At 34.5% G+C, this 12,655-nt stretch carries 17 protein-coding genes; 11 read left to right on the top strand and 6 right to left on the bottom strand.

Features of this window, described 5'->3' with window-relative positions; genetic code table 11:
• Positions 1 to 32: 32 nt before the first annotated feature.
• Positions 33 to 809: a site-specific DNA-methyltransferase gene (locus Q0941_RS08550; protein WP_299293015.1), complete on the top strand. Its 777-nt coding sequence runs from the start codon at positions 33 to 35 to the stop codon at positions 807 to 809.
• 1 nt (position 810) lies between these two features.
• Here Q0941_RS08550 and Q0941_RS08545 read toward each other — a convergent pair whose 3' ends face one another.
• Positions 811 to 1,155: a twin-arginine translocase TatA/TatE family subunit gene (locus Q0941_RS08545; RefSeq protein ID WP_299293013.1), complete on the bottom strand. Its 345-nt coding sequence runs from the start codon at positions 1,153 to 1,155 to the stop codon at positions 811 to 813.
• 128 nt (positions 1,156 to 1,283) lie between these two features.
• Here Q0941_RS08545 and Q0941_RS08540 point away from each other — a divergent pair, with 128 nt between their 5' ends.
• On the top strand, positions 1,284 to 1,598 hold the full coding sequence (locus Q0941_RS08540; protein WP_299293011.1) for a P-II family nitrogen regulator: 315 nt from the start codon (positions 1,284 to 1,286) through the stop codon (positions 1,596 to 1,598).
• Here Q0941_RS08540 and Q0941_RS08535 read toward each other — a convergent pair.
• Genes Q0941_RS08535 through Q0941_RS08525 form a run of 3 tightly spaced genes read right to left on the bottom strand, consistent with a single transcriptional unit; the run spans position 1,595 to position 4,212 of the window.
• Complete coding sequence (locus Q0941_RS08535) at positions 1,595 to 2,749, bottom strand: MFS transporter (protein WP_299293009.1); 1,155 nt, start codon at positions 2,747 to 2,749, stop codon at positions 1,595 to 1,597. The genes Q0941_RS08540 and Q0941_RS08535 overlap by 4 nt on opposite strands.
• Complete coding sequence (locus Q0941_RS08530) at positions 2,746 to 3,438, bottom strand: class I SAM-dependent methyltransferase (protein WP_299293007.1); 693 nt, start codon at positions 3,436 to 3,438, stop codon at positions 2,746 to 2,748. The genes Q0941_RS08535 and Q0941_RS08530 overlap by 4 nt, the downstream gene beginning before the upstream one ends.
• Positions 3,439 to 3,489: 51 nt before the next feature.
• The gene (locus Q0941_RS08525; protein WP_299293005.1) at positions 3,490 to 4,212 is read right to left on the bottom strand and encodes an archaeal proteasome endopeptidase complex subunit alpha; all 723 of its coding nucleotides are present in this window, start codon (positions 4,210 to 4,212) and stop codon (positions 3,490 to 3,492) included.
• A gap of 117 nt (positions 4,213 to 4,329) precedes the next feature.
• Between Q0941_RS08525 and Q0941_RS08520 the strand changes: the two genes are divergently transcribed.
• Positions 4,330 to 4,710 (top strand): winged helix-turn-helix domain-containing protein, encoded by a 381-nt coding sequence (locus tag Q0941_RS08520; protein ID WP_299293003.1) that lies wholly within the window; start codon positions 4,330 to 4,332, stop codon positions 4,708 to 4,710.
• Positions 4,711 to 4,773: 63 nt separating this feature from the next.
• Entirely contained in the window at positions 4,774 to 6,048 is a 1,275-nt protein-coding gene (locus tag Q0941_RS08515; protein WP_299293001.1) for a Glu/Leu/Phe/Val dehydrogenase, read from the top strand.
• Here Q0941_RS08515 and Q0941_RS08510 read toward each other — a convergent pair.
• Positions 6,045 to 6,422: a toprim domain-containing protein gene (locus Q0941_RS08510; protein ID WP_299292999.1), complete on the bottom strand. Its 378-nt coding sequence runs from the start codon at positions 6,420 to 6,422 to the stop codon at positions 6,045 to 6,047. The two genes, Q0941_RS08515 and Q0941_RS08510, sit on opposite strands and share 4 nt — an antisense overlap.
• Positions 6,423 to 6,470: 48 nt before the next feature.
• On the opposite strand from Q0941_RS08510, the gene Q0941_RS08505 reads away from it, so the two are divergent.
• Genes Q0941_RS08505 through Q0941_RS08495 form a run of 3 tightly spaced genes read left to right on the top strand, consistent with a single transcriptional unit; the run spans position 6,471 to position 10,112 of the window.
• The gene (locus tag Q0941_RS08505; protein ID WP_299292997.1) at positions 6,471 to 7,154 is read left to right on the top strand and encodes a type 1 glutamine amidotransferase; all 684 of its coding nucleotides are present in this window, start codon (positions 6,471 to 6,473) and stop codon (positions 7,152 to 7,154) included.
• 42 nt (positions 7,155 to 7,196) lie between these two features.
• Positions 7,197 to 9,314 (top strand): 3-hydroxypropionate--CoA ligase, encoded by a 2,118-nt coding sequence (locus Q0941_RS08500; RefSeq protein WP_299292995.1) that lies wholly within the window; start codon positions 7,197 to 7,199, stop codon positions 9,312 to 9,314.
• Positions 9,315 to 9,350: 36 nt separating this feature from the next.
• Positions 9,351 to 10,112 carry an enoyl-CoA hydratase-related protein gene (locus Q0941_RS08495; RefSeq protein ID WP_299292993.1) on the top strand — a complete coding sequence of 254 codons (762 nt, stop codon included), beginning with the start codon at positions 9,351 to 9,353 and terminating at the stop codon, positions 10,110 to 10,112.
• A gap of 54 nt (positions 10,113 to 10,166) precedes the next feature.
• Here the strand turns inward: Q0941_RS08495 and Q0941_RS08490 are convergent, their stop codons facing one another.
• Positions 10,167 to 10,682, bottom strand: a complete 516-nt coding sequence (locus Q0941_RS08490; protein ID WP_299292991.1) for a plastocyanin/azurin family copper-binding protein — start codon at positions 10,680 to 10,682, stop codon at positions 10,167 to 10,169.
• 95 nt (positions 10,683 to 10,777) lie between these two features.
• Between Q0941_RS08490 and Q0941_RS08485 the strand changes: the two genes are divergently transcribed.
• The 4 genes from Q0941_RS08485 to erpA all read left to right on the top strand — a co-directional run bounded on the left by Q0941_RS08485 (position 10,778) and on the right by erpA (position 12,627).
• On the top strand, positions 10,778 to 11,119 hold the full coding sequence (locus Q0941_RS08485; protein ID WP_299292989.1) for an ArsR family transcriptional regulator: 342 nt from the start codon (positions 10,778 to 10,780) through the stop codon (positions 11,117 to 11,119).
• 21 nt (positions 11,120 to 11,140) lie between these two features.
• Entirely contained in the window at positions 11,141 to 11,737 is a 597-nt protein-coding gene (locus Q0941_RS08480; protein WP_299292987.1) for a hypothetical protein, read from the top strand.
• Between the two features lie 44 nt (positions 11,738 to 11,781).
• Positions 11,782 to 12,183, top strand: a complete 402-nt coding sequence (locus Q0941_RS08475) for a cyclic nucleotide-binding/CBS domain-containing protein (protein ID WP_299292985.1) — start codon at positions 11,782 to 11,784, stop codon at positions 12,181 to 12,183.
• A gap of 93 nt (positions 12,184 to 12,276) precedes the next feature.
• Positions 12,277 to 12,627: an iron-sulfur cluster insertion protein ErpA gene (gene erpA / locus Q0941_RS08470; RefSeq protein ID WP_299292983.1), complete on the top strand. Its 351-nt coding sequence runs from the start codon at positions 12,277 to 12,279 to the stop codon at positions 12,625 to 12,627.
• Positions 12,628 to 12,655: the final 28 nt, after the last annotated feature.

The raw sequence follows: 12,655 nt of genomic DNA, 5'->3' as shown, positions 1-12,655 counted from the left end.
TATTAAGCAAGTAAATCCTCATCAAGCTAAAATTGAAAAAAATTGAAATTAACAAAATTTACAATCAGAACTGCATCGAAGGAATGAATTCTATTCCAAAAAACAAGGTTGATCTTGTTATTACTGATCCACCTTTTGCAATTAAATTCAAAGCAAAAAAGGCTAATTACAATAGGACCTCATCTAATGTTCTTTCAGGATATAATGAAATCAAACCTGAAGATTATTATGATTTTTCATTTGCTTGGATGAGTGAAGTTTATCGAATTCTCAAGGATTCTGGAAGCATGTATGTTTTTTCGGGATGGAATAATCTCAAAGATATTCTACGAGCACTGGATGATGTAGGATTTGTTACAATTAATCACATTATTTGGAAATATCAGTTTGGTGTTGTAACAAAGAAAAAATTTGTCACATCACACTATCATTGTCTTTACGTATGCAAAGATGATAAAAAGAGAAAATTCTATCCTTTCTCTAGATTCAAGAAAGATGAAAAAACAAAAGATGGCCGTAGTTTGCATTATAGAGATAAAGAAGACGTATGGGATATCAAGCGTGAATATTGGACAGGAGATGAGAAAACTCCTACAAAACTTCCCTCTGAACTTATTGAAAAATTACTGACATACTCAAGTAAGAAAAAGGATGTTGTGCTAGATCCATTCATTGGTTCAGGACAAGTTGCAGTTGTCAGTAAATCCATGGGACGTCAATTTTTTGGATTTGAAATAGTTCCTGATTACTACAAGTTTGCTAAAAAACGTCTAGACAAAGATTTGTACAGAATTAAAAAATCAAAATAATTTACTTTGATTCAGGTTCATCTATTCTCTTTTGACCAATTTTGTCAGCTATGATTTTTCGTAATTCGTCATCAGATTTTTCTTCTGTTTTTACTCCAATTGATTTAGCAATCATTTCTAATTTCTCTCTTTCAGATTCAACTGGTCCAGAAATTTTTGGTGCTTCTTCTGTTACTTCTTTCATTTGGTCTTGGATGTCGTTTTTTGCTTTATTGTATTCATTAACTGCTTTTCCAAGTTTTTTTGCTGCTCCTGGTAGTCTTCCAGTTCCCAAAATCAAAACTAGGGCTACAAAAATTATGATAATCCACTCACTACCTGCTACGTTTAGTGAATGCTCAATCATATCTCGTCAATGATCTAGTTTGAAATTAAACGTAATGTTCAATCTTACGCCTAACTAAATCTCATTTTTGAAAATCAATTATGAGAATTCACTTATCGATTTAAACAAATTCGATGTGGCAAATTTTTATGAAGAAAATCGAAACAATAGTTCCAACTCATGTAAGAGATTCTGTTGTTGCTGCTATCAAAAAAGTCGGTGTTGGTGGTGTAACAATTCATCAAGTTCAAGGACAAGGAGCACAAGATCCTCCTCTTGTAGGACAATACTTCAGTAGAGACATGATCATTTGTGTTGCTGATGATCCAAAGGTGGATGATATTCTAGATGCAATAGCAAATGTTGCCTGCACTGGTTCTAAAGGTGATGGAAAAGTCTTTGTTACAGACGTTTGTGATGCACTTGATCTATGCACCAAAAAACGTGGAACCATGGATATCTAATACAATACTTTTTCCGGCTCTAGTTTCTTTCTCGAAATAATTGCTAATACTGTGACTCCTATTCCAATTATACAAAAAACGATGTATGGTGATTGATCTCCAAGTGATTGTGTAATTGGTCCTCCAATGGATGGTCCTATTGCCCATCCCATTCCAAATACTGTCTCATATGCTCCAATAATCTTACCCGAAATCCCTTTTCTAGTTTTGCTCAAAATTATTTCAAGAGTTAAGGGGAAAAATATGCTAAATCCAAATCCCATCAGAATTAATGCAGCAGCATACACAAAGATTGAATCTCCAACCACTGACATTGCTAATCCAATTGAAACTGCAATTGTTGCAGCAATCAAAGTTTGACTAGTTCTTCTTGCAAACTTTCCTGCTAGTGCAAGTGAAACAACTCTAGAAATACCAAAGACAAAATACAGATACAAAATATCAGTATCTGTCATTCCATTGTCATTTAGAAATGCAGGATAAATTGTCAGAATGATTCCAAATGATGAAGTACAAAAAATTAATAAAATTATGACTTCTGGAAACCTCTTCATTTCCTTTATGGACGAAAATGAAAATTTTTCATGATGGTTCTTTTTGCCTCTTTTTGAGGCTAAAATTGATGTAATAATTGCAGTAGCCAAAATGAAAGCGGTAATTTGGAATAGAATTCTATATGTGATATCTAACTCTTCTAAGAATACCGTTCCAAGTAATGGGCCCACCATGAATCCAATTACAAAAAACATTGTAAACCACGAAATGTTCTTTACACGATTTTTTTCTGTGCTTTCATTTGATATGATGGCCTCACATGGTGGCCAAAAGAAAGCATGTGCAACTCCTGTTAAAATTCTGAATCCCATAATTTCTGGAACTGATTGCGCAATTGATAGAAGATAGATTGATACTGAATTGATTACTGTTCCAAATGCTAAGAGATACCCATTGTTGAATCTATCAAGTAATATTCCTACAAACAGTGGAATGAACATGTATGGAATAAAATTGGTTAATCCAATTAGTCCCAACTCTGAGTAAGTTGCACCAATGATATTTTTTGCAAATACTGGTAAGATAGGCCCATGAAGTCCATAGGAAATACCGATGATTAATCCAGTAATATTTACTAGTATTAGAACTCTGTTCATTTGTATGCTGCAACCATTATTGCTCCGCCCATAAGATCTTTCTCAAATTCTACTCTTGAGAATTTTTCAAGCAATAATTCTTCTAGCTTTTTATTTTGTGGCCATCTTTTGAAAGTACCATACAAAGTTCCAAACTTTAATCCTAATTTTCCTCCAGCTGAAAATGCTAGAATAGGTAAAATACATCTGAGATAAAATGCAACACCTGCTCTGATGAATCCTTCATCAGGTTTTCCTAAATCAACAATCACAAATCTTCCTCCGTCTTTTAGAACTCTATGAATTTCTGAAATTGCAATTCGTAAATTAATTGCGTCTCTCAAAGAATAACCACAAAGAACAGCATCAAATTCCCCCTCTCTAAATGGAATGTGCTCAAAAACCCCGTTTGTCATATCTGGTGTTTTTTCAAAATGTGTGCCTGTATTCTTTAACATTGGTACAAGTGGGTCATATAGCGTTATGGAAATTTTTCCATCTGTTAATTTTAGAGCCGTTTTTGACATGTTTCCAAATCCTGAACCTGCGTCTAGAATTTTGTTTCCAGGATGAACTCTATTAGAAATTCCTCTGTTTCTGTGTTCTACGTCTTTTCCCAATGAAATAATTGAATTTACTTTATCATAAATTGGAATGATGTCTCTTAGAACTTCAATTACTTCTTGCCAATAACTACTTCCTAAACCCATAATCTATCATCTCGTACACTAAAATGAATATCTTTCAAATCTAAAATTTTCTTATGGGGCAAACTTGGATACGTTTTGAGAATATTTTTGCAAGTCTGCCTCTGATACTTTTTCAAAGACTTTTGATTCAGTTGAAATCTTTGCCATTTTGATATCGCTAACTCCGTCTTTTTTCTCTGCCTTGAGATTAATTGCTGCAATTGCTAATGATGCTGCATCTTCCAAACTCAAATCATCTTTGTAATTTTTCTCCAAGAATTCATTAACATCATCTGAACCTGCTCCAATTGCAATTGCTGCAAATTGAACATAAGTTCCGCTAGGATCAGTAACATAGATTGATTCTCCTTTTTGATCAATACCTGCAATTATCATTGAAACTCCATTTGGACGAACTCCTCCGTATTGGGTAAATTGATGAGCTTGGTCTGCTAGATGTTTTGCAACAGTTGCTACTTCGACTGATTCATCATAGGTCATTCTATTACCTTGTGAGAAGAATCTTGCATTATCAACTTGAACACGTGCATCTGGAATATATCCTGCTGCTGCAACTCCTATATGATAATCAACTTGGAAAATTTTCTGTGTGACATCAGTACTTTGTAAAGTACGAGGTTTTTCTTCAACAGCCATAATGACTCCTTCTTTACTAAGAACACCAATTGCTAAAGTTCCTCTTTTTACAGTCTCAATAGCGTATTCGACTTGGTAAATTCTACCATCTGGAGAATACATGGTAGGTGTCATATCGTAACCCTTTGATGCCATCATGATATGACGAGTTCATCCTCAGTCAATTTAAGGGTAATTGTCTCTTAGATCTGTTCAATATGGGCCAAATATGGAAATAGAGTTTTAAGCAAAAACAGCACTTTTTGATTAAAGAACATGACAAATCAACTCTTAGAATTCAAAGAGATCTTAAAATCAAGACCATCAAGTGAGCGTAAAGTAGACAAACAAACAAGAAAATTACTACTTTACCTATTCACAAGCACTCGTGGCGGCTTCACTAGATTACGAATAATTATGAATCTACTAGATCAACCCTACAATACTCATCAACTTGCACAAGAACTTGATTTAGACTACAAAGCTGTTCAACACCACATGAAAGTCCTCGAGAAAAACAATATGGTGTCAAAAATAGGTGAGAAATATGGAGCAATCTTTCATTTGTCAAATTTTCTGGAAATGAATATCTCTGCTTTAGATGAAGCAATTGAGAAATTGGATAGAAAATTAAACCACAAGAAAGTTTACCTCTAAAATTATCCGATCAGAAAATTCCAACCAAATTTATATATTCCAAGACCTCCTATCACGATCACATTGGTAAAATCAGACCCATTTGCAAATGCAACAAAACAAGTCAATGATGCATGTGATGTTCTTGGCATCAAAGACAAAGAATTAAGAAATTACTTGGCAATGCCAAACAAAGTTTTGAGAGTAAAAATTCCAGTAAAAATGGATAATGGAAAAATTAGAGTTTTCACAGGATTTAGAAGTCAACATAACAACGACAGAGGTCCATACAAAGGAGGTATTCGTTACTTTAATCCTGAAGGTGGAGTTGAATACATGGAACGCGAAGTCATGGCACTTTCATCATGGATGACATGGAAATGTGCAATTGTTGATGTACCATTAGGTGGCGGTAAAGGAGCTATCTACGTAAATCCAAAAACTGAAAAACTTAGTGAAGGTGAACTTGAAAGATTAACCAGAGGTTTTGCTTACAAAATTTCTGAAATTATTGGTCCAGAAAAAGACATTCCTGCACCTGATGTTTACACAACAGGAAGAGAAATGACACAAATCATGGATACATTTAGCAAACTAAACGGCAACAAATATTCTCCAGGTGTAATTACAGGTAAACCAATCTCAATGGGAGGTTCACTTGCAAGAAATGTTGCAACTGGTCTTGGCACTGCTTACACAGTTAGAGAAGCAGCAAAAACATTGAAACTAAAACTCAAAGGTGCCAAAGTTGTCTTACAAGGATTTGGAAATGCATCAACATTTGCTGGTGAGTATCTAGAAAAGATGGGTGCTAAAGTAATTGCTGTAAGTGATTCAAAAGGTTCTATTTCAATTCCAAAAGGTGCCAAAGTCAGTAAAATCCTAGAGCACAAACAAAAGAAAGGCTCTGTTGTTGGATTCCCTGGAAGCAAAAAAATCTCAACTGAAGAACTTCTAACAATGAAATGTGATGTTCTAATTCCAGGTGCACTCGAAAATCAAATTACTGCAAAGATTGCAAAGAATCTAAAATGTAAAATTATTGCTGAAGCTGCAAACGGACCTACATTGCCAGAAGCAGATCCAGTTATTTACAAAAAGAAGATTCTAGTTGTTCCAGACATCTTGGCCAACTCTGGTGGAGTTTGTATCTCCTATTTAGAGTGGGTACAAAATAACATGGGCTACTATTGGACCTTTGATGAAGTTGCAAACAAGATGGAAAAGAACATCACCAAAGGATTCAAAGATGCATTTGCATTATCAAAGAAGCACAAAATTGACATGAGAAAAGCAACTATGGTTTTGGCTGTAGAGAGAGTTCTTGAGGCCTTTAATCAAAAAGGAATCTGGCCTTAAACCAAGTAAGGTTCGTAACAAACTAGTTGTTCAATAAACTTGATTTTTCCTCTAGAAATTTCTCTAAGTTTTCTTTTGTAAGATAAATCGATTTTTGTTCTTCTTTCTAACAATTGAATTGCTTTACCCGTAAGGTATCTCCCTTTTTTGTCACCATCAAAAAGAATGATTATCTTTTGATATTTTGCAACAGAATCAACAAATTTTATCATCCCTCCAAACTTGTGAAATTCTAAAACTTTTCCTGAATATCCTATTTTTTTAAGAGCATCTGAATCCCTTTTTCCTTCTACCACAACTACATTCTTTTCATTTACGTTAAGTTGTAAGATGAATTTCTTTATCTCAGAAATTTCTTGTTCAGTAACAAGCACACTAAACAATTAATTTTAAGATATTAAGCACTTTTGTATATAGAAAAAATGTCTAATGTACTACTAATTCAAAATACTCGGATTGAAGGTTCTGGATATCTAGGTGATTTACTAAAAGAAGATGGATTAGAAATAACATCTGTAAATGCTAAACATGAAAAAATTCCCACAGATAATTTTTCAATGATAGTTATTCTTGGTGCACCTGAAAGTGCTAATGATGATTTACCTTATCTTAGAGAAGAACAAAAACTAATCAAAGATTCAGTTGACAAAAACATTCCTGTATTGGGAATCTGTTTGGGTTCTCAATTAATTGCAAAAACTTTTGGTGCAAATGTGTATACAGGTCCAAAAAAAGAAATTGGATTTTACAATGATCTAAAAATTAACAACAATTCTGCACTCTTTACAGGTTTTCAAAACCCATTTACTGTTTTTCATTGGCATGGTGATACCTTTGATTTGCCTGAAGGAGCAGTTAGATTAGCCTCATCTGAACACTATCAAAATCAAGCATTTCAATACAAAAGTGCAATTGGCCTTCAATTTCATCTTGAAGTAAATGAACAGATGGTGAATCTCTGGCTTGACAACACTGAAGAAAAACTCAAAGAAATCCCATACATTGATCCTCAAAAAATTCGTTCAGATGTAGATGAGAATATTTCAATTGTAAAATCAAATATGAAGAATTTTTACAATAATTTCAAATCATCATTTCATATTTGACCAAAGTTTAATATACTGAGTTTTGATTTCATCGATCGAACGATGGCTGCTGTGAAGAAAGTTTTTGATGAAATCATTCAAACCGATCACAAAGTTATCACCGAAGAATCCTCAAAATCAATTTTGAAAAGTTATGGAGTTAAAGTTCCACCTTATGCTTTAGTAACTTCTGCTGATGAAGCAGCAAAAGCAGCAAAAAAGATTGGTTTCCCACTTGTAATGAAAGTAGTATCTCCACAAATTTTACACAAGACTGATGTTGGTGGAGTTAAAGTTGGATTAGATAATGTCAATGATGTAAAGAAAACCTTTACTGACATGTATGGTAGACTTTCAAAAAAGAAAGGTGTCAATGTAAAAGGAATACTTTTGGAAAAAATGGTTCCAAAAGGTGTTGAATTAATTGTAGGTATTCAAAACGATTCCCAATTTGGTCCAATCATTATGGTTGGAATGGGTGGAATCATGACAGAAGTAATGAAAGATGTTGCATTTAGAATGCTTCCAATTACAACTTCAGATGCAAAATCAATGTTAAATGAATTGAAAGGTTCAAAACTTCTCAAAGGATTCAGAGGAAGTGAACCAATCGATACTAACATGGTAGCAAAAATGTTAGTTGACATTGGAAAATTAGGCGTAGATAATGCTGATTACATTAACAGTATTGACTTTAACCCCGTAATTGTATATCCAAAATCCCACTTTGTTGTTGATGCAAAAATCATCTTAAACAAAGAGATTAGGAAAAATTCTATTTCAAAAGCAAAACCAAGTATTACCGACATGGAGACTTTCTTTACTCCAAAATCTGTTGCACTAGTAGGTGCATCTTCTAGTCCCGGTAAAATTGGAAACTCTATCTTAGATAGTTTAGTAAATTATGATTTCAAGGGTAAAGTATACCCAATTAATCCAAAAGCAGATAAAATCTTTGGACAAAAATGCTATCCTTCAGTTGCAGCAATTCCAGGTAAAGTTGACCTAGTTGTAGTTTCAGTTGATTTGTCAATGACTCCCCCTGTCTTAGAGGATTGTGCAAAGAAAGGTGTACACAGTGTTGTAATTGTTTCAGGTGGCGGAAAAGAACTAGGTGGAGAAAGAGCAGCATATGAAGCAGAAGTTGCCAGATTATCTAAAAAACACAAAATCAGAATTATCGGTCCAAACTGTATTGGAATGTTTAATGCAGCAAATCGTCTTGATTGCGCCTTCCAAGGACAAGAAAGAATGGTTCGTTCAAAATTAGGCCCTGTTGCATTCTTTTCACAAAGTGGAACAATGGGAATTAGCATGTTAGAAAGTGCTGATGTATTTGGATTATCTAAAATGATTAGTTTCGGAAATCGTTCTGATGTTGATGAGGCAGATATGATTTGGTATGCTGCAAATGATCCTCAAACCAAAGTAATTGGACTATATGTTGAAGGATTTGGTGATGGTAGAAAATTCATCAATGTTGCTAAACGTGTTATGAAAGAGAAAAAGAAACCAATCGTAATTTGGAAGAGTGGTAGAACTGCAGCAGGTGCCAAACAAGCAGCATCTCACACAGGCTCACTTGGAGGCTCAAATGCTATCATTATGGGTGCATTCAAACAAGCAGGAATCATTTCAGTTGATAGTTATCAAGAACTAGCAGGTGTACTCAAAGCACTAGCTTGGCAACCAGCTGCCAAGGGCAACAAAGTTGCTATGACTAGTAATGGTGCTGGTCCAATGATTGGTGGAATTGATCAATTAGAAAAATTCGGATTGCAAATTGGAAAACTATCTCCAAAACTTCTAAAGAAAATGAAATCTCGTTTCCCACCTGCTGTACCAATTCACAATGGTAACCCAGCTGATGTTGGTGGCGGTGCAACTGCAGATGACTATCAATTTGTAATTCAACAATTCATGGATGAAAAGAATATTGACATTGCAATGCCATGGTTTGTATTCCAAGATGACCCACTAGAAGAAACAATTGTTGATCATCTAGCAGCTTTTCAAAAGAAGGGCAAGAAACCTCTTTTGTGTGGAGGAAATGGCGGTCCATATACAGAAAAAATGATTAAACTAATCGAGAAACACAATGTCCCAGTTTATCAAGACCTTAGAACTTGGGTTGCAGCAGCATCTGCTCTCAATCACTGGGGAAAAATTTCTAAAAAATAGATAACATTTAAGTCTCGCATGACTTGACAAATTTTCATGTCACTAGTTACCACATCTACTTCTGATGGCATTTGTACTGTTAAAATCAACAGACCAGACAAACTTAATGCCATGAATACTGATGTTGCAAAAGAACTAATCAAAACTTTTGAGACACTCAATCATGATGAGAACGTCAAAGTAATCATCTTGACTGGTGAAGGTGAAAAAGCATTCTCTGCAGGAGCTGACATTGAATACATGTCAAAAATTTCAGCAGATGAATCCGTCGAATATGCAAAAACTGGACAATTAGTTACAGCAACTGTTGAACTGGTAAAACAACCAACGATTGCAGCAATTAACGGATTTGCATTAGGTGGAGGCTGTGAACTTGCAATGTCTTGTGACATTAGAATTGCAGCAGATACTGCAAAACTAGGTCAACCAGAAGTAACAATCGGAATTCCTCCTGGCTGGGGTGGAACTCAAAGATTAATGAGAATTGTGGGAATAGCAAAGGCAAAAGAACTTGTTTACACAGGAAAAATGATCAAAGCTGAAGAAGCAAAAGAAATTGGTCTTGTAAATCATGTAGTTCCTCTTGCTTCATTGCAAGAAGAGGCTCTTAAAATGGCACAACAAATTGCTGGATGCTCAACAATGGGTGTTCAGATGTCTAAAGTAGCAATCAACAAGGGAAGAAATGCAGACCTTGATACTGGTTTGTCAATTGAATTACTTGCTTGGAGAAACTGCTTTACTCATCCAGATAGAGAAGAAAGAATGACTGCATTTGTCAACAAGTCAAAGAAATAGCTATTTCCTATTTCCTTTATTTTATTAAAACAAAAAATTTAGAGTTGTGTAACTCTATGACACTGTTACCATTCCAACTCTCCAAGGATGGAATGTGCATACATATTTGTAGACTCCTTCGTCCTCAAATGTAAATTCAAATCTATCTCCTGTTTCAAGAGGTGGACTGTTGAACAATTGAATCACATTTCCTTTCAAATCCATACTTTGGATGTTGTGTGGAACAGAATCATCATTTACCCAAGTGACTGTAGAACCAACTGGAATTTCTAAATTAAGCGGCAAGTAGAATCCTGCAGCTGACATTTCAGAGTTTCCATTTGGAATGGCAATCATTGCATCTTGAATAATTGATTCTTGCTCAATTTCTACGACTAAGATTCCTTGTTCTATGAGGAATTTCATTGCATTGAGAAATTCTGACTCTGTAATAGTTCCTTGTCCATACCATAGGGCATTATTTTTAACCCATTCTGGTACTGTCTCCGCACTTGCAAAATTTGCTGAAAATGAGACAAGTATTGCCAAAGTCATAACAGGAAGAATGATCTTCTTTGGTATCTGCACCATACCTAAAAATTCTATTTTCTTGATTTATCAAATGAGTATACATTGTCTTGCAGTGTATACTCATTGATTATATCATATTTTGACAAACTTTACGCATGCAAGAATTGATTCAAACTCAAAAAATTATGGATGATGAAAGAAAGCAAGTAATTTTAGAAATCCTTGCTGACAAATATTGTAAACAAATTCTCCATAACACATTAGATAAACCAAAATCCGCTATGGAAATATCTAGTGAGAAAAAAATCCCCATTAGCACTGTGTACAGAAGATTACAAACTCTCTATGATGCAAAATTACTAGCCATCTCTGGCTCAATTAATCAAGATGGAAAAAAGTACTTTTTGTACAAAAGTAAAGTCAAATCTATCTCATTGAGATGTGATTTGGAAGAAACTAACATCGAACTCGTTTCTAATTCATCTCGTGTGAATTAGATTCATCTTTTGTGATTTGTCATGGCTGAGAGTCAAACTACAAAACGACAAATTCACACCCCCACAAAAGAACCCACTAGAAGTATTACATACCGACTTCCCGAGAAACTTGTAGCAGAACTTGAAACAGAATCTACTCAGAAATCTATTTCTCAAAATGTTTTGGTAAAACAAATTCTAGAAAAATACATCCAATGGGATAGATTTTCTAGCAAAATTGGAATGATTCCTGTTCCAAAAGGAATTTTGGAGTCTCTTGGTGATGAATTAGATGGAAAAGACATTGATGAAATTATTACTTTGATGTTTCCAATGATTAAAGACACTGTTTTGTTTATCAAAGGTGGATTTGATTTGAAACGGTGTATTGAAACATTAGAAGATTACATGAGAGCATCTGGAATGAATTCTGATCATAGAGTTGAAGGAGAAATGCATATCTTTTTAATTCAACATGAATTGGGAATGAAATGGTCTGTTTTTACAGAACAACTACTTACCCAAGTTTTTAGAAGCTTCTTACCTGACAAGGAATTAAAATTCCAAACAACTGAAACGACAGTAATTTTATCAGTAGCACTGGGTTCTGATTTTAATGAACATGATTATCATTCATGAAATTCAATAAATCCTTTGAAATATCACTTTGAGTATTTTTAATTATGAATTCACCTGAACCTTTACAACAAAAAACATGGGTTAAGGAAGTGATGAAAAATACAATCATTTCTGTAGATTCGTCTGTTACTGCAACTGATGCTGCAAAAATGATGGAAGACACTGGGGTGGGAGCTATTGTTGTATTAGAACAAAATGTTCCTGTTGGAATTATTACTGATAGGGATTTTGCAATCAAAATAACTGCCCATTCTTATCCAATTGATACTCCAGTTAGAAGAATTATGTCTTCGCCACTTATCTCAATTGATCCAAATTCTGATCTCTGGGTTGCCTCAGATCTAATGTCTACTCGAAATGTTAGGAAACTTCCTGTCCTTGATGATGACAAGGTTGTTGGAATAATTACTGCTAGTGATATTGTAAAACATATTGCAGATCATTAAACCAAATTTCTTCAATTTAGCACAAATTCTTGAATTACTAGGGGGTAGGGTGGGAAAAGCTTATTATAATTTGAGCCAGCTTTTTTGTTCATAATGGCAACTGAGCAAACTCAAAAGATGGTCACAGTTACTGCAAAAGCAGCTGAGAAAATCAAAGAATTCATGAACGAAGAAGCTGAAAAACCAGAATACCTTAGAGTATATGTCCAAGGTGGTGGTTGTTCTGGCTTGTCTTACGGAATGGGCTTTGAAAAAGCACCAGAAGAAGATGATCTCGTCTTGGAGGAAAACGGAGTAAAACTTCTAGTTGATAGTTATAGTGTTGACCACCTTCAAGGTGCAAACGTTGACTATATTGAAAGCCTAATGGGTTCAGGATTCAAAATCAACAATCCAAATGTAACAAAATCCTGTTCATGTGGTCACTCATTTAGCACTGAATAAGCAACTATCAAAATTTTTCATTTTTAGA

It is taken from the genome of Candidatus Nitrosopumilus sp., from assembly GCF_028278985.1.
GTDB lineage: Archaea > Thermoproteota > Nitrososphaeria > Nitrososphaerales > Nitrosopumilaceae > Nitrosopumilus.
This window is presented reverse-complemented; position numbering and strand designations above follow the sequence as displayed.